Genomic DNA, 18,129 nt, shown 5'->3' on the forward strand with positions numbered 1-18,129 from the left:
ACGTCCGCACATACGGACCGTCGCGGGGTGGAGCAGCCCGGTAGCTCGTCAGGCTCATAACCTGAAGGTCACAGGTTCAAATCCTGTCCCCGCAACCACTATACCAAATAGCCCCAGTCCAGCCGGACAGGGGCTTTTTTGCGTTCTGAACCCCCACTGCGTTCGACAACTGCAGTATCCGGTCCAGGTCGCAAACTACCGCAACGGGTCTAGCTCTCAGCCGATCCCATGTCAGACGCCAACACCAGTGCTGTGCGATCCGCGCCACGATCAAACCCCCGTGCGCGGCCCCATGCGGCAGCCGCCACTCTCCGATTGACGCCGATCTTGCTGTAAACACGAGCAACGTGATTACGCACGGTATTGCCGCTGACATTCAGCGTGCGGGCCATCGTCTTGTCGTCCATGCCCTCGCAGATCAATGTCAGCACTTCGCGCTCTCGGGGCGAGAGATCGTTCAACCCCGATGGAACGGTGCCACGCGATGGTCCGGTTCGAAGTGTCAGATTGTCCAATATCGCATGGCTAAGCCACCTGGATTCGCAAACCGCAGCCTGAATCGCCGCCGCCAGATTACGCTCGTCTAACCGTCGTTGGGTGACGTCCTGAAACGTCCAGAGGGCATAGCTGTCATCGGCGACCATGACGTTGGCCTGTGAGACATGGCATTCGAGCCGCTGTCCACACTTGGCGCGGACGAAGCCGGATGCAATCCCCGAGGGCCAGATCTCGGTATCGTCGAGCGAACGACCAGCGAGCTCGCTGGGCGAATACCCAATCAGAGCGCAGAAACTCTCGTTTGCCATGCTCACTACGTTGGTGGCAGCATCGACTATGATCATGCACGCCGACGAAGTCGCGAACGCCGCTTCGACGCTCGTTCGATATTGGTCATGGCATCGTTCCGTCTCATGCCACGCCGCGACATCGGTAAGCGTGAACAGCATGCAGGGTTGTCCGGCGACGGTTACGGGCTGGCCTGTCACGATCACGCGCCGGCTGGTCCCGTCGGGCATCGCGATCTTGGCCTGGGTCTGCGGTATCGCTTGTGCGCCGATGAGTGCGCGCTTTACGAGGTCATAGTTTTCTACGCCCTCGAGAATGTTGCGCTCGTACATCGATCGGCGCAGCCAATCGCCGTCAGAGCTGTCCGTGAACGCAAGAAATGCCTGATTGACCATGATGTAGCGAAGGTCGCGCAGTCTGCAGACGATCGCCGGGGCGGGGTTTGACTCGATGGAGCAGTCGTATCGCGCATAACGATCGGGCGTATTCCAAACGGTGTCCGCCGGGGCGGGGTGGGGGCGTGTGAAAATATCCATGCACTCGTTCGTCATCGTCGTATCCTTCGTCCGGCGAAGATACGTCTCGGATTACGCAACTGCGAAGTGAATAGTATGTCATAATACGAATGTATCATTCTGATACTACCGAATTCGTATAGGAAGCCGCACAATCTGGGTGATGATTGGCGATTTGGGCTACGAGTGGAGATGCATAAGATCGTTCGGGTATTGCGCGTAATTGTAAGCCAAAACGGTTTTATTGGCTTTTCTGCGGGCCATTAAATAAATTAGCCGGGGAATTATTAGAATATAGTTCTGATAGGACGGCCTCCTGATAGTCTACTGGCAAGGCAGTGCAAGCGTCGGCGATTATCAGGTCGATTGGGCCAATGGCTAGGTCGATGTCCACACGAACGCCAGGTTGAACGACACCGACAGCGAAGCCGACGCTATCACGAAGATGCGTGGCGGTCCGCGGATGAGGCGGTCGATGATACGTCCCGACGCGATCACTCCGCCGCCCAGGCCGATCACGATCGCGACCGCGTGCTAATCACCATCCGAGGTAGCGTCAGCTTGCTTTCGCGGATCGGGCCCATCGCCACGATTTCACCGAGGCCAGTAGGTCGCGCGCTGCGGCGCGCCGCTGCCAGACGCGGCGAGCGTCTTCGCGCACGAGGGCCTCGCCCCGCTGGTTATGCCCGCGCGCCGGCGCCGGGATGGCGATGAGGCCTCGCGTGGTGAACGTGCCGCGCCGGCCCCCGCGGCCGCGATCGATGCTCTGTCCTGTGCGTTCCAGCGCGCGCCCTTCCCGGACTGGGTGTCGTATGTCACGCCGGAGCCTCGTCATCGCGCGTCATTTAACGGCGGTTGGGCGTGAAGGGCGTCGCGCTGGTTGCTCAGAGGTGGCACGGAGGCCGCCGTCCAGCGCTGGAGCCCGCACAAATCGCCGCGTCATGCCTTGAGGATCAGACCCTTGCGGTCCATCCACCAGCCGACCGCCCAGCACAGCATCGTGTAGGCGAGTGCACAGAGCAGCGATCCGAACGCGCCGGGTGCGATGCGCTGAAAGATCTCGATACCGACCCAGCCGTACAGCCCGCCATCTTCACCGACGGGGATCAGGTTGATCGCGGTCACGAACAGCTCGGAGAACAGATAGACGGCGAGCGGATTGCGACCGAGGATCGTGAAGAAACGCGTGCCGCGCTTCACCCCGGCGATCTCGACCAGCGCGATGATCCCCGCCAGCACGATGCAGTCGATGCCGATCGTCAGCAGCACGTAGGAGCTGGTCCAGAGCTTCTTGGCGAGCGGGAACCACGGCGACCAGGCCAGCCCGGCAAGGACGAACGCGACCCCGTACAGCGCCATCATGCGCACCGTCCGCGTCAGACTGGCACCGCGCTGCACCGCCAGCCCAACGAGATAGCCCGCCAGCACGTTGACGATCGCGGGGAGCGTCCCGAGCAGCCCTTCGGGATCGAAGCCGCCATCCTTCTTGTACAGATGCCCAGGGCCCAGCAGCCACAGGTCGAGCTGCGTGCCGATCGTGCCGAACTTGTCGTACGCCATACCCGGCGCGGACAGGACCAGCAGGATCGCCCAATAGCCGAACAGCAGCACGATGCCGGCAATCACGATCGCGCGCACGTCGAGCCAGCGCACCAGCAGCCCCGCGGCGACATAGCATAAGGCGAGGCGCTGCAGGACGCCGGGCACGCGGGTCAGCGCGAACGGGATCGGCGCCAAGCCGTCGTCGGTGCGCATGACAAACGGGAACCAGTACATCAGGAACCCGAGCGCGAAGATGATCGCGCCACGTTTGAACAGTCGGGTGAGATACGGCGCGGTGTCGATCCGGGTGCGCGTGGCGAAGCTCATCGCGTTGCCCATCGCGAACAGGAAGCTCGGGAAGATCGCGTCGGCGAGCGTGAAGCCCAACCATTTTGCATGGACGAGCGTGGCGTAGGCGGGGGCGCCCGGCCCGGCGGTGTTGACCAGGATCATCAGGAAGACGGTCAGTCCGCGAAATACGTCGAGCGCGGTGAAGCGGCGTGGGTTGGCGGGAGCGAGTGTGTCGGTCATGGCTGTCCTGCGTCGTCGAGCAACTGGCGCACGCCTGCGATCGGATCGGCAGGGCGGTGGCGCGACCAGGTGCGGCCGTCCTTCAGCCAAGCCTGCTCCCATGCGGTAATCTTTGCGGCGGTCGCGGTGGTATCGAGCGGCTGATGCGACAGCGCGGCGGCGCGCTGCGCGGCGAGGAAGAGTTGCCAGCGCGGCAGATAATAGCCGGCGTAGAGCCCCTGCCACGCGCGCGAGGCGTAATCGGAAAGGTGACCCGCGCCGCCCCAGACGGTGACGATCGCTTTGGCCTGCTCCTCGAACGCATCCTTCTCCGCGGGCGTGTCGCCATACGCGCGGGCATCCGCGATCCAGCTGCCGAGCGTTTCCTGCTGGTTGCCGATCAGCGCGTCTATCTGCTGCGCGAGGCGTGCTGCGGTGGCGGCATCGCGGTCGCCGGTGGGGATATGGCCGGCGGCGTAGGCGGCAACCGCGCTGCGCAGCTTCGCGTCGAGCCGCAGGGTTGCGTATTGGCGCGTGAAATCGACGAGGTCATAGGTCAGCAGCGGCGCGGGCTGGCGTGGGGCCGCCGCCAGTATCCCGCCGATACCGTTACGCAGTGCCGCTTCGTCGCCGGGGGACGCCGGATAATCCGCGGCGATCAGCGCGGGGCGTTTGAACAGCAGATGCGCGCCCGCCATCTCGCGCCACCAGCGCGGCGTCCAGTAGCGCGTGGCATAGGTGCCGGAAATCACCTTGCCCCAGCCGGCGACGAGCGCGGGCGACGCCGCGCCGTAACGCGCGCGCACATAGTCGGCGATCCAGTTCGTCACCGGGCGCTTCGCATCCTCCCCCCAGGCCAGATCATAGGCATAGGCATAGACGACCGAGTTGCTGTGCAACCCTTCCGGGAACATGCCGAAGCCGGTCAGGTTGCCTCGCGTCGGGCTGGTCGGCAGGCTTGCGAGATCGCGGCGGTAGAAGTCCAGGTCGCCATAGACCGGGTTGCTGCCGCCGTAATTGTGGACATAGCCATAGACCCAGCTCTTGCCGTCGAACGCGCCGCTGGTCTTCCAGATACCGGGGTACCGATCGTTGCCGATGTCGAGCACCAGCATGCGCTGGTTCGGCACGCGGCTGAGAAACGCGCGGATCGCGTCGGGCGTCCAGAATGCCTTGTCCGCGCCGAACAGCCAGCCCTGCATCACCCAGGTCGCGTTCGGCGCGGCGGCGGTGACGGACTGGAACAGCTTCTCGCCATAGGCAGCCAACCGCGCGTCGCGCACCGCGACGGGTAGCGCGGCGGCACGCGTCGCGGCGGTGTTGGCGATCCCGTCGCCATAGTGCGCAGCGCTCGCATCGCTGCCGTCCTCGGCGATCGGCGGCACCATTTCGTTGAAGGCGTCGGCCAGGTAATAGTCGCCGGCGCCGTAGGTCTGCGTGTACAGTTGCGTGAAGCGCCGTGCGAGGACCGCGAACAGCGGATCGGACGGATCGAGCCAGTAGGTGCCGGGGAACCCCTCCCACGCGCGCATCCGGTAGATCCGCGCCTTGGGATGCCGGTCGGCGAACGCCTTTGGCAAATAGCCCGAGAACGCCGGCAGGATCGGCTTCATGCCGAGCGCGCGCATCCGGCCGAGGATGCGGCGTTGCAGCTGATGCTTCTTCTCGATCCACCCCGCCGACAGCGGCGCGCGGTAGCCCGCGATGTTGCCCATCCGCTGCCACGGCAGGAACGGTGCGGCGGACAGGCCGCTGGCGATGGCGGCATCATTGAGTCCCTGATCGCGCCACAAGGCGCGCCAGACATATTCCTGCCCCTCCATCGCGAGCGGCGTGTCGATGCCGCGTGCCGCCATCCAGTCGATCTCGTCCGACCAGCGACCCCAAGCCCACCACGGCGTGGTGTATCCGAACGTGCAGGTGTTGAGGTAGGTGCGCAGCGCGAAGGCGGAGGCGACCGGCCCGGTGTCGCCGGTGGGAAGACCGGTGAGCGGTGCGATGCGGCGCCCCTCCCAGCTCAGCGACACGCGGCCTTGCTGCTGGAGATACTGCGTCGCGCCGTGCACGAGCGCGATCGCGGAGGACCCCTCGACCGCCATGCGCCCGTTGCGGACGCGCACCCGGTAATAGGGCTTGGCGGCGGGGCGGATCGTCAGCGCGATGCCGGGGGCGGCGATACCGAGCCGGCTGAGTGCGGCGCGCGCCGGATCGGTGTCGCGCGGCTGCCCCTGAGCGGCGCCGGCCGCCGTCAGCAGCAAGAGACCCTGGATGGCGAGGATGGCTGGTCTCTTCACGGCTGGCGGCGCCTCGTTTCGTTGCGGGTTAGATCAGAACCGTGCGGTCGCGGACAGATAGAATGTCCGGCCGGTACGGCTGGCGAGCTGGAACGTGTCCGCGTTGGTCTGATACGCGTCTTCGTGCGTGTTGTTCAGATTGATGATGCCGCCGGTGAAGCTCAGGAACGTGGTCGGGGTGAAGCCCAGCGCCAGATCCATCTGCGTGCGCGGGCGCACCGTGTGGATCTGGCCGCCATCGACGAAGAAGCTGGTCGACGCATCCTGCTTGTACGCACTGCGATGGTTCACCGAGAGACGGACGCTGAACATCTCGTTTTCCCAGTAGGGCGTCACGTTCCAGGTGAGCTTCGAAAGGTCGCGCAGGTTGAAACCCGTCCCGAGCGCGGGGGAGTCGGCGTCGACCACGGTGACGTTGCCGGTCGCACCAAAGCCCTTCAGCGGCAGGAATTCGTCGAAGCTCTCCGAGGCGGCGAATTCGACGCCCTTGACGTGGATGACGCTGTTGTCGTTCAGCTTGCGGCTGAAATTATAGTCGGTCGCGCCATCCGCAGACGCGCAACCGCCGACCTGGCCGTTCAGCGTCACGCCGTTGAACGACGTCGGGCAGTAGAATTGCGTGAACGTTCCGTTCTTCACCGCCTTGTAGAAGCCGGCGATGCTGATCGAATTGCCGCGGCCGTGATAAAATTCGAGGCTGAGGTCGGCCTGATTTGCGGTCAGCGGCTTCAGGCGCGATTCGCCGTTCGACACGGACACGCTCGGACGGATCCCGGTGTTGTCGGTGAAAAAGGTGTCGGCCATCTGGGTCTGGCTGTTGAGCAGCGGACGCACCAGCACCTTGGCAACCGCGAGACGTGCCACGAGCCGGTTGGTCAGATCGAGCGCGAAGGACGCGCTCGGCAGGACGTTGCCATAATCCTGAAGCACGTTCTGCGTGCGGAGCAGTGGGGAGCCGCTGTCGGTACCCGCGGTGACGTTGGACGTGACGTTCTGGTGGGTGTGTTCGTAGCGGACGCCGACGTTGCCGCGGATCGACTTGCCGAACAGCATCGAGTCGAGATTGGCCATCGCATAGACGGCGGGAATGTAGCGGTCGACTTGATAGCTGTTCGCCCAGTCGCGGACGTCTGGAACGGTGATACCCTGCCCCGCGAGGATCGACTGCCACAGCGGTGCATTGGTCTCGAGGAACGAGGTGGGGATACCGATCTTGCCGTCCAGGAAGTTCGTGACGCGAATGCCGGTCGTGCTGAGGTTCGGGATGACCGCATATTCAGGATACAGATCCGGCCGCGTCACGTCGGCGTCGCGGTCATGGCGAAAGGCGTCGGTCTGGAAGCTCTCGTGGTGATATTTCACGCCGAACACGAAGGACTTGACGCCGAACGACCCGATATCCTTGGTGACGTCGAACTGGCCCGATACGTCCTTGGCCATCTGAATGTGCGTGGCACCATCGACGAACGCGAAATAGGTGCGGTTTGCCGGGTTGAACAGCGTGCCGTCCCATACGCCGGGGTCGGTCGTGAATTTGACGTTGTTCGGGTTGGAGATGTCGAGGCTACCGCCCGCGGCCACGTTTGCGCCGTCGATCGAGGCGAATTCGCGCAGATCAGCATCGCCTCTGGTGTAGTGCGCGACGGCGTGGACGTTCCACGTTTCGCCCGGCTGCCAGTTGACCGTGCCGGTATAGGCCTGCGTCTTGAGGTCGCGCGTTTCGGGCTGGTCGTTATTGCCGACGCCGAAGTTGCTGATGGTGATCTTGTCGGCAACGCCGTTCGCGGTGCTGACGACCGTGATCTTGCTGGGGTTCGTGGAATCCGTGGGGTTCCAGCGGCCGAATACCAGCTGTTGCGTATCGTAACGCGTGTCGTCCTTCGAATATTCGCCCTGCAGGAGCACTTCGACGTTCGATCGCGGCTTCCACTGGATCGCGCCGCTGGCCATCAGCTGCTTGCTGTCGCGATCGATGCGGCGCAGGCGGAAATTGCCGGGCACATAGTTGGTCGGATCGACGACGCCGGGATTGTACCAGTTTTTGACAAAGGCATAATCGCCGCGATCCGTCAGCTCTTGGTAGCTGACGTTCGCCATCACGCCCAGCGTACCGTCGAAGAAGCTGTCGATATAGGCGCCGCTGACCTTCGGCGTGATCTTCTTGCTGCGATATTCCGAATTATAGCCCTTCACACCGACGATGAAGCGCGGCCCCTTGTAGCCGAGCGGCTTCACCGTATCGATGTTGACCGTGCCGGACAGGCCGCCCGTGTCCATGTCGGCGGTCGGCGATTTCACGACCTGGATCGCGCTGGCGAGATCCGTCTGGATGATGTCGTAGCGGAAGCCGTCCTTGAAATCGGCGCTGGCGAAGGTCTGGCCGTTGATCGTCGTGCGGGCATATTGCGCGCCGAGCCCGCGAATACTGATCGTCGACCCGCGACCATTGATGTTCGACATCTGCACACCGGCGATGCGCTGGATTGCTTCGGTGACGTTCTGCGCCGGGAACTTGCCGATATCCTCGGCGGTGATGCCGTCGGAGATGCGGATATCGTTGCGCTTCGCCTGGGCGGCCGAGGCGAGGCTCCGACGAAAGCCGGTCACGGTGATCTCTGCGGTGTCGCGACCATCGCTCTGGCCACCGGTCGCGGACGGCGTGGTCGGTGTCGGATCGCCAACGGGTGCGGTCTGTGCGCCGGCGGGCGTGATAAAGGCGAGGGCTGCGAAGCAACTCGTCGCGAGCAGGCAAACTTTGGCAGAACCCTGTTCAAACGTGCGCTTACGGTACGTCATGAAAACCCCCTTAAAAAAAGCGATTAAGCGTGGCGCACGGGATTATTTGTCCGTTGTCGCTGCCGAAAACCCTGCGTTTGTAACGGGAGTGTCACGGATGTTGAAGGCCACTGTCAAGCGGCAAGAGAGACATAATCATAACATAGTGCGATAAGATGTTATTGATTGGTACGGTCTAGTAAAAAAGCGTGACTGATCAATCGGATGCTCTTCACAGGGCGATTTCTGACGATGAACGGATCGTCATAATAGGACAAAGATCGAAGCGTGATAGACCCTGCCATCGACAGCATCGCACCGAATCGTGGCGTGCCGGCTATCGGCGAGATCCACTGTGATCGTGACGATCGGCGCTTGCTGATGGGTAGGGGGCGCGCGCAATCAAGCGTTAGCAGTCACGCGGCCAACGCCGCAGGACATACATATTAGATACCAGTGATACTATCAACGAGACCTCCCTTATTGGGTGTTTGCCCAAAGGCTCATTTGAAGCAGCGGGCGTGTGGCCGCGGATGCTGTATTCCACCCCGGGTCGGTACCGGCAGGGGAGATTCCGGCGATCATGGCAGTGATAGGCCAGCGAACGCCAACATGGTGCCGGTGAATGTACTGGCGGGTCCGATATGTCAGCGTGTCATTCCGCAAGCGCGCAAAAATTAGTCAGACCCGCATGCACTGGCGACTGGATCTCTTCGCTGCGGGACTGCGGCGCGGCGCGTGTTGACGCATCCGCACCGTCTTGGAGGGTGACGCGCCGCGCCGGATCACACTGCGCAGATTCCGTGCGGCTCACCAGACCGCGACGCCGCGACTGAGACCGGTCGCCTCGCCGGCATCGGCCTGGAGCAGCAGCGTGACTACGCGCTCCTGCTCGCCGGCCGGCAGGGTGGCGACCATCGTCGCCTCTGCCGGATCGCTCTTCGTGGCGAGGTGCTGGCCGTCGACCCATAGTTCGGCGCGACCGATCACGCCTGCGAAATGCAGCGTGCCACCGCGTGCCGTGACATGCCGGCGAGGCACGAAGCGCCCCTGGATCACCGTGTAGGCGCGCCCGGTCTGCGCCTCCTCGAGCCGGCCGGTGCGGACATAGCTCAAGCCGCGCCATTGTTGCGTCGGGTAGATCGTCCGCGCGTCGGGCGCCTGAGCAACGAACGGCGTGCGCCGCCATTCGCCGAGATGATGGACGGAGGGCGTCACCGCGACGGCGCGACTCTGCGCAGCGACCAGCGGAAATGCCACGCGGGCAGCGGGCAGCCCGGCGACGCGCGCGGTCAGGACCAGGTGCTTCGCGCCCGCCGCGGATCTTACCAGCACCTGCGCGAAACCGTTGAACAGCTTGCGGGCGTTGCCCTGCTCCGGCGCGTGATCGTTGGGATCGCCATTGCCGACGCCGATGATCTCGCCGCCCTCGACTGCGAAGGTGACGGTGTCGTTCGCGGTCGGCACGTGGACGCCGCGTCCATCGATCAGGTCGACGCTGATCGGCTGCACGTCGGCCCCGTCGCCCAGCATCATCGGGCGATCGGGCGTCAGCCGCAACGTGGCAGGCCGGCCTGCGGTCGTGACGCTGGCGCGGACGACTTCGCGGCCGGCGCGATACCCGATCGCTTCGAGCGTGCCCGGCGCGAACGGCACCTGCCATTCGAGCGTCTCGAACGGCTTGCACAGCTGGCGGCCGATCGGCTGCCCGTTGAGCGACAGCGCCACCGCCTCGACATTGGTCGGGACCATGACCTTGATCGGCTGGCCCTCGCGCCCGGCCCAGTTCCAGTGCGGGCCGATCGCGAGCACGGGCTCTGCGGTGATCCACTGCGCGCGCCGCAGATGATAGGCCATCTTGGCGAAGCCGCACAGGTCGAGGATCCCGAACGAGCTCGATGCCGCCGGCCATGGCAGCGGCGTCGGTTCGCCGTGATAGTCGAACCCGGTCCAGACGAAGGTTGCGGCGATGTACGGCCGGCTGCCGATCATCCGCCAGCTTTCGTGATGCGTCAGGCCCCATTCGGGCGCTTCGGTATCGTAGGAGGTCAGCACGTTGCGTGCGGTGTCGCTTGCCCATTCGCCGCGCGTCATCACCGCGCTGGTATCCTCGGTGCTGAGCAGCGGGCGGTCGGGGTGGCGCGTGTGGTAGCGATCATACCAGCCGTGCTTGTAGTTGAAGCCGACCACGTCGACCGCATCGGCGCCGTTGCGCGGCGTGAACATGCCGTCGTTCATCGCGGCGGTGACAGGGCGGGTATCGTCGAGCGCCTTTACGGCAGCAGCGAGACGGCGGACCATCTCATAGCCCTGTTCGCTGCCCTGCATCGGCTCTTCGTTCAGGACCGACCACAGGATGATGCTGGGCCGGTTGCGGTCGCGGCGCACCATCCATTCGAGGTGCGCCAGATACTCGGGGCTGGGATCGAAATGGCGGTTCTCCGCCATCACCAGCATGCCGAGCCGGTCGCATGCGTCGAGCATCCCGGCGTCGGCGGTACCGTGCGTGAAGCGGATCGCGTTAGCGCCGATCTGTTTTAGGCGGCGCACGCGCCACTCCATCAGCGCGATCGGCACCGCGACGCCGACGCCGGCATGGTCCTGATGGATGCAGACGCCCTTTATCTTGAGCGGCGCCCCGTTGAGGTGGAAACCGGTCGCCGGATCGAACGCGGCGGTGCGGAAACCGATTCCGGTCCGGCGGCTGTCGATCGTCTTGCCGCCCTGCACCAGCCGCGTGTGCAGCGTGTAGAGCGTCGGCGTGTCGGGGGACCACAGGCTGGGCAGGGCGACCGGCAGCAGCATCGTCGCGGTTGCGGTCGCGAGCGGCGCCGCGGTGGCGGCGGCGCTCGACTGCGCCACCGTGCGGCCGTTCGCGTCCTGCAGGACCGCTTCGAGCGTCGCCTGACCCTGCTCGGCGCCGGCATTGGCGAGCGTTACCGTGACCGGCACGTGCCAGCCGCCGCCCGTCTGCGCGCGCGGCGTGGCGTGCACGCCGTCGGTGGCGATGTGCAGCGCGGGTCGCACCGCCAGCCAGCAATCGCGGTAGAGGCCGGCGCCTTCATACCACCAGCCTTCCATGACATCGCCGTCGACGCGGATCGCGATGGTGTTGGGCTCGTCGCCAAAGCGGGCATAGGGCGTGAGATCGACGGTCTGCTGGACATACCCCGACAGGCTGTGCGCGACCGGCACGCCGTTGAACCAGACGGTGGCGTTGTTCGCCATGCCGCCGAGCTGCAGTTCGAGATACTGGCCGTGCCATGCCGTCGGCAGGACGACGTAGCGACGATACCAGCCAATGCCGCGACGGCGATAGCCGAATGCATCGTTCTGGTCGGATTCGACCGGGTGCGCGATCGCCCAGTCGTGCGGCAATTGCACGGCGCTCCAGTCCGAATCGTCATAGTCCAGACCGGCCGCGCCCTGCGCGTTGCCCGCCTTGGTCGCGGCATAGGTCTGATCGTTGCCGCGTACGGCGGGGGCGGGGATGTCGCCTTCATGGAACAGCCAGCCATGATTGAGCGCAATCAGGCTCGGGTCGGCGGCGGCGTGCGGCGGCGGCAGGTGGCCGAGCGGGATCGGCATGTCGGGCGAGGCGAGTGTGGTGACGTTCGGGCTACCGCGTTCTGCCAGCGCCGGTTTGGCCAGCGAGGCGGCAAGCGCCGATGACGAGACGACGAACGTGCGGCGGTCTAGCATCGGGCCTCCAGGAATACATCTGTAATGCCAAAACAATACATCAACGCATCGGCCGCTCAACCCCACATTTCGCGCGATATCTGAGCATAGCAAGGGGAGGGATTAGGCTTAAGACGGCCGTGTCAGATCTTTGCCCGGCTGAAAAACTTGGACAGTCTAAAAGGAACACGGGGACTGCTGACACTGGTCTCAATTCGGTATCTGAATCGTGCTGCCAGGCCAACCGTCCAATGACTTACAGGGGCCAGTAAACGGCGCGCATCGTATCGGGACCGGCGATGCGATGCGCGCTGTCGATGCCTTATCGTCAGTATTTCAGGCGTGCACCGATCGAGAAGATACGCGCCTCGTATCGGACGTCGCGCGGGTAGGCGGGCGCCTCGACATAGCTTTTGTAAGGCTGTTTCAGGAGGTTCGTCGCATCGATGGTGATCGTTGCGTTCGGCATGACGTCATAGCTGGCGGACAGGTCGAGACGGCCGACCGGTGCCGAATACGCCGTCGCGAACACACCGGGCGCGGTATAGGAATCGACGTTGGCGCTGCGGTGGTTGTACGCGAGCCGGACCGACGCTGGCCCAGCCTCGTATAGGCCAATGACGTTGTAGCTCCACTTCGAGACGCCCGGCAGCGATCCCGTCGTTCGGGTCAGCCCCGGAACCGGCGGGAGGCTCTGCGAGCCATCGATATAGGTGCCGTTCGCCTGAATACCGAACCCGCGCATAAAACCCGGCAGGAAGTCGAAGAAGGTGGTGAACGCGGCCTCGACCCCCTTGATCTGGCCCGAGCCTGCATTCTGCGGGCGATAGACGAGGATCGGGCCAAAGGTGGGATTGATCTCCTGTGTGCCAAAACTGCTGATGAAGCCGTCGATCTTGCGATAGAAGCCGGCGACCGACATCGATCCGGTGCGCGAGAAATAATATTCCAGCGACGCATCGTAATTGTCCGAGCGGATCGGCTGCAGGTTCGGATTGCCGCCGGAGCCGGTGTACGAGATGATCCCGCCGATCGTCCCCTGCTGGATCGTCAATGCCGGATTGATCTGGTTGAATCCCGGCCGGCTTAGTGCTTCGGTTCGTGTCGCGCGGAATTGCAGCTTGTCGGTCAGGTGGAACGTCAGGTTGATATTCGGCAGTATGTCGACATAGCGATTATTGGCCCGCACAGGAACGAACACCGTGCTCGGAACGCCGTTCGTCGAGACGTTTTGCGCCGAGGTGCCGTCGAGAATATTGTCGGTGATGACGATCCGCGTGCCGATCACGCCATCGACCTTGATCCCCAGCGCCTCGCCCGCAAACTTCAACTGCGTGTAGCCGGCGTAGGTGACTTCGTTTGCGGAAAAGGCGTTGACCGCGTTGTAGCCGGGTATGGCCGGCGCCCATGTCGCGATCGTGCCTGCGTCGGAGCCCGATCGCACCAGCCCACCCCGCACAAAGTCACGGATCCCCGTGATGTTGTCGAGCACGCCGTTGGCGGAGATGCTGTAATAGCTGCGGAATTTCTGCGTATCGGATCCGCGGAAGCCGGCGTCTATGACGCCGCCCGCATTGACCCCGGGCACCTGCGCGATCAGAATGCCGAGTTGCGGGAACGCGGCGTAGCGATCGCCCGACTGCGCGCTGGCATCGCGATTGGCGTAGCGCAGGCCGATCTGAAACTCCGGAAAGAGCTCCGACCCGGTGTCGAGCACCATGTTCCCCTGCCACTGGATCTGCTTGCCCGTGGCGCGGTTGCGCTGGTCGTAGAAGCCGCGGAAATTGTAGCTGGCGGGATCATTGAAATCGAGCCCGGTCGGCGTGAAGTCGACGCTGCCTTCGACGTTCAGTCCAACCTGAACCGCGATCGGCCGGACGAGTTGCGTATCGAACGAGTAATACACATTGTCGACGATCGATTTGGTGTAGGCGAGGTCGGTCGTGAACACCGCGTTGCCCGACGTATACTTGGCACCGATCGCGCCCTGATAGGTGTCGGTCTTCTCGACGCCGACCTGTTTCGACGGTCCGTTGACGATCCCGAGCTGCGCATTGAAGCTGGCAGGCGTCTTGCCGTCCGCCGTCAGGACGAGGTCGCGCAGCGTTGGTGATCCCGCCTGGATGGGAATGCCGAAGAAGTCGTCGCCGCGGGTATTGCGGTACGCTTGCCACAACCCGTCGACATAGACCTCCAGATTGTCGTTCGGTCGCCATTGCAGCGAGCCGTTGAGCGACGGGCGCTTGCGGATGCCACGGGCGTAGAACAGCCCGATGTCCTGCGGATACGTGAACTGCCGATTGACCGACGCCGGCAACACCTGCTGGTCGGGCAACAGATAGTCCTGGAAGCCCTGATAGCGGATCGAGTTGAGATACTGCGACTGGGTGTAGCTGAAGTTGAGCAATGCACCGATCTCGCCGATCCCGGTGTCCCAGCGATCCGATACGAGCACGCTGCCGATCGGATCATATTTGCGCGATTCGTCGTTATAGGTGCCACGGATTGCCCCCGCGAGTTCGAACCCCTTAAAATCGAACGGACGACGCAGCCCGATATTAACGAGCCCCGCGATCCCGCCCTCGATGTTCGTGGCCGTCGTGGCCTTGAACACTTCGACCTTGGACAGCGCTTGAGCGGGAAAATCCTGCAGGGCCACCGCGCGACCATCGGCGGTGAAGATATCGCGATTCTGGAGCGTCGTTTGTACGTTCGGCAGGCCACGGATCAGCACGCCGCTGGCCTCGTCGCGATAACGGCCGACCTGGACGCCGGTCACGCGTGCGAGCGCCTCGGAGGCGTTGTTGTCGGGAAACTTGCCAATATCCTCGGCAACGAGCGCATCGACGATCGCGACGTTGTCGCGTTTGAGAGTCTGCGCGCTCTGCAGGCTGGCGCGGATGCCGGTGACGACGATGTCCTCGCTGGATGCGTCCGCCGCGGTGCCGACTGTCCTTGTCGCATCATCCTGCGCGTCGGGGTCGGTCGTCGCAGCCGGGGCGTCCGTCGTCCCGGCGATGACGCTCTGCCCGGTCGACCCGGTCTGCGCCAAAGCTGCGGTGGTCCCGCCGGTTGCCGCCAGGACCAGCCCGGACGTGGTCACGAGTAGCGTCGAAAGAGTCCGCATCGTCATCCTCTCAAGTTTTATCGTTGGTGTCGATCGGGCGCGCGCGCGCCATCGTCAGCGTCAGCGTCAGCGTCAGCGTCAGCGTCGGCGTCGGCGTGAAGCTGCGTCGCGGTCGCTCAGCGGCGCGACCGTGATCCGGTCGATGTCGGGCGCGAAACGTGACCGCAGCAACACGCCCGGCCAGGTTTTCGACGCGTAGCTGCGTCCGTCGAAGTTCGGCTGCTCTTCGCCGGCAAAGCGCACGCTGTTGCGCCCTGCGTGGAGCGTGACGGGGACCGTCAGCGTCCACCAGTTGTTGCGATGGAAGCTGTTGGGAAACGTTACGGGTATCGGTGCGTCACCGTTCACCGAGATCAGCGCGCGGCGGGCGAGCGGATCGGGATTATAGTGCGTCGCCTGCGACTGTTCGTCGTTGGAATAGCGGATGGTGAGCGCATAGCGACCGGCCCGGCTGACGGTGACGTCGTCGAAGGTGAGGGTGTTGCCATTGCCCGGATCACCGCCGATCCCGGTCACCGCCCGCGCGCCGCTTGCGCGCGAGGCAGCGGCGATGCTGGCGGTTCCGGCAATGGTCGCGGCTTCAGCTTCGTGGCTGCTGGCGTTGCCAAGAGCCGGCGTGCCGACGCGGATACGGTCCAGCAGCGTCGCCGCCGAAGCCCCGGTCACCACGATCTTGTTGATGCCGCCCATCAGGAACGCCGTCGATCCGGGTGGCACTGGCGCGCCGTTGACCGTCACGGTGACCGCATGCGATCCCAGCGTGTCGATAGCGACCGGCGCAAGGCCCTCGCTGGCGGCATAGACCCAGAACGTCGCCCGCGCTCCGCGGGGTAACGCGACCACGCCGGGGCCCGATCGGGCGGCGGCGCCATAGGACGGGGTGGTCCCGGCAAGCGACGCGTATTCCGCTTCGTAGATCGCCTCTCCCGCCTTCGGATCGGGCAGCGTCAGCGTGATACGGTCCACCAGTGCGTTGCCGATCGTCCGGCGCTTGCCGTCGAGGCTGCGCGTGGCGAGCGTCACGACATGGCGCCCCTTGGTCAGCTTGACGGTCGTGTCGGCGTGATCCCAGACCGAGGGTTTGTAGCCGAGCGGCAGCAGCATCTCGCGTTCGCTTGCCGCGATGCCGTCGATACGGACGAAGACATTCGTTGCCCCCTGTTGCGCGACGGCAGCGTCCTTGTTGAAGCTGTTGGCGATAACCCGCAGGTCGTAGGTCCCGTCGCGCGGAACCTGGACGGGGAATGCCAGCCGGGTGTCGGTCCCGGTCGCCAGTCCCGCCACCGAATAGCCCCCCGAAGTATAGAAGCGGTCGACCGCTTTCGGCGATCCCTCGGGGCCCTTGATCGTCAGTCCGGTGCCTTGGCGCTCGGCCTTCTCCGCCTCGTAATCCTGCTGCCAGAGGATCGGGTCGCGTGTCGTGGCGCCGCCGCCTGCGGGTGACACGATCATCTCGTAGGCGGACTCCTCGCGGAGCGCCGGCAACGCGCCGCGACCGAAGGCGAGATCCAGCGTCCCGGCAACGATCGGCAGCGTCAGGTCCGCGATCGCGCGCGGTGGAGGCGCATCGCCGAGTTGACCGCTCCAGCCGATCTCGCGCACCAGGACGCGGACGTTCCTGCCGAACAGCGCCGCCGGGATGTTGGCGAGCGACACGGTGTTCGCCCCGCTGCCGCCCCCGAGGATCACGCGCGCCTGTTTCTTGGCCGGGTCGAGCGTTGCCACGCCTTGCAAGGTGTAGCTCTCGCCCGGCTGTGGCGGCGTCACGGCCAGCGTATGGCCGCTCATCCCGGCATACGCGTGCAGCAGCCACCACTGGCCATTGCCGCGATTGGCCTGCACCGCGGAATCGCTGAGATTGCCGTCGATGTTCCAATAGGCGATGTCGGCATCGACCTTCGCGTCCTCGATCGCAGCGATCCACTGGATCATCTGGCCCGGCACCGAGGTGTGATAATTATAGGCGTATTCGTTGATGTTGATCGGCAGATGTCGGCCATCGTGCCGCGTCCCGGCGAAGACCTGATCTTCCCATTTGCGATAGCGGGCAACGCTGGCGCGGACCGTGGCCGGGTCGCTGAGCTCGTGCCAGGTCATGACGTCGGGCACCGTGTCGACCGCGACCACGTGGCGCATGAAGCCGAGATTCTCGTCGTATAGCCGGCTGGTGTTCGGGCCGGCGATGCGCGCCCCCGGCAATGTCGCTCGGATCATCCGGACCGCCCGGTCCCAGGCGTCGAAGAATATCTTCGGGTTCTTTTGCCAGCCGATGCCGTCGCAGCTTTCCGGCCCGTCACCGAACATGTTTCCCTCGGGCTCGTTATACGGCACGAAGACGATGCGGGAGCGGTACTTGGCGGGCAGCGTCTTGGCCTGCTCGACCTGCGCACGCAGCTTCTCGATATAGCTTGCGACCGACGCGGCACAGCCACCGGTCTTCCACCGATACGGGAAGTGCCGGGTGATATCGGTCATGTAGATATAGGTGTCGCCGTTCGACGCATCCGCCAGCAGCCGCGCAACCTCGAGCGCATCCGCACCCGGGTGCTGGGGCCCGTCCTGTGCCTTGGTCGATACGGTCCGCAGGCCGATGCCCTCGATCAGATTGGGGAAGGGCAGGCGGGCATCGTAAAGACCGTACAGCGTACCCGACGCGCCGCCGTGATACGCGCCGGTGTCGCTCGACACGTCGATCGTCAGGCGGCGGGGTTGGGCCGGAATCGCGGCCGGCTTGCTAGTGTCTTGGCGGGGGGTCTCTTGCGCCACGGCGTCCTGGGCAGGGAAGGCGTAGCCGGCGAGCGTCGTCGCGGCGAGCATTGCCACGATCAGGGTGCTGCGACCGCGCCTGCGACTGAAACGATGCGTTGGGATCATGGCGATGCGCTTTCGATTGAGCGGG

At 64.4% G+C, this 18,129-nt stretch carries 7 protein-coding genes and 1 tRNA gene; 1 reads left to right on the forward strand and 7 read right to left on the reverse strand.

Annotated features, from left to right (window positions below):
- The first annotated feature begins 21 nt into the window (after positions 1-21).
- A tRNA-Met gene (locus ASF00_RS11515) sits at positions 22-98 on the forward strand.
- 111 nt (positions 99-209) lie between these two features.
- On the opposite strand, the gene ASF00_RS11520 is transcribed toward ASF00_RS11515, so the two are convergent.
- The 7 genes from ASF00_RS11520 to ASF00_RS11550 all read right to left on the reverse strand — a co-directional run bounded on the left by ASF00_RS11520 (position 210) and on the right by ASF00_RS11550 (position 18,104).
- Complete coding sequence (locus ASF00_RS11520; RefSeq protein WP_082463401.1) at positions 210-1,337, reverse strand: LuxR C-terminal-related transcriptional regulator; 1,128 nt, start codon at positions 1,335-1,337, stop codon at positions 210-212.
- A 903-nt stretch (positions 1,338-2,240) separates the two neighbouring features.
- Positions 2,241-3,374 (reverse strand): acyltransferase family protein, encoded by a 1,134-nt coding sequence (locus ASF00_RS11525; protein WP_055878943.1) that lies wholly within the window; start codon positions 3,372-3,374, stop codon positions 2,241-2,243.
- A complete protein-coding gene (locus ASF00_RS11530) occupies positions 3,371-5,647 on the reverse strand; it encodes an alpha-N-acetylglucosaminidase (RefSeq protein ID WP_082463402.1) in 2,277 nt (758 codons plus the stop codon). The genes ASF00_RS11525 and ASF00_RS11530 overlap by 4 nt, the downstream gene beginning before the upstream one ends.
- 33 nt (positions 5,648-5,680) lie before the next feature.
- Positions 5,681-8,443, reverse strand: coding sequence for a TonB-dependent receptor (locus ASF00_RS11535; protein WP_055878946.1), 2,763 nt, complete (start codon positions 8,441-8,443; stop codon positions 5,681-5,683).
- A 789-nt stretch (positions 8,444-9,232) separates the two neighbouring features.
- Positions 9,233-12,124: a beta-galactosidase GalA gene (gene galA / locus ASF00_RS11540; RefSeq protein ID WP_055878950.1), complete on the reverse strand. Its 2,892-nt coding sequence runs from the start codon at positions 12,122-12,124 to the stop codon at positions 9,233-9,235.
- 307 nt (positions 12,125-12,431) lie between these two features.
- Positions 12,432-15,230 (reverse strand): TonB-dependent receptor, encoded by a 2,799-nt coding sequence (locus tag ASF00_RS11545; RefSeq protein WP_162233583.1) that lies wholly within the window; start codon positions 15,228-15,230, stop codon positions 12,432-12,434.
- A gap of 78 nt (positions 15,231-15,308) precedes the next feature.
- The gene (locus ASF00_RS11550) at positions 15,309-18,104 is read right to left on the reverse strand and encodes a cellulosome protein (RefSeq protein WP_200910534.1); all 2,796 of its coding nucleotides are present in this window, start codon (positions 18,102-18,104) and stop codon (positions 15,309-15,311) included.
- Positions 18,105-18,129 lie beyond the last annotated feature (25 nt).

It is taken from the genome of Sphingomonas sp. Leaf34 (assembly GCF_001421805.1).
GTDB lineage: Bacteria > Pseudomonadota > Alphaproteobacteria > Sphingomonadales > Sphingomonadaceae > Sphingomonas.

Bases quoted from the DNA above. Each gene is read 5' to 3' on its own strand.
- ASF00_RS11520 (WP_082463401.1), bottom strand. From the start codon at position 1,337: ATGACGAACGAGTGCATGGATATTTTCACACGCCCCCACCCCGCCCCG.
- ASF00_RS11525 (WP_055878943.1), bottom strand. From the start codon at position 3,374: ATGACCGACACACTCGCTCCCGCCAACCCACGCCGCTTCACCGCGCTC.
- ASF00_RS11535 (WP_055878946.1), bottom strand. From the start codon at position 8,443: ATGACGTACCGTAAGCGCACGTTTGAACAGGGTTCTGCCAAAGTTTGC.
- galA (WP_055878950.1), bottom strand. From the start codon at position 12,124: ATGCTAGACCGCCGCACGTTCGTCGTCTCGTCATCGGCGCTTGCCGCC.
- ASF00_RS11545 (WP_162233583.1), bottom strand. From the start codon at position 15,230: ATGCGGACTCTTTCGACGCTACTCGTGACCACGTCCGGGCTGGTCCTG.
- ASF00_RS11550 (WP_200910534.1), bottom strand. From the start codon at position 18,104: ATGATCCCAACGCATCGTTTCAGTCGCAGGCGCGGTCGCAGCACCCTG.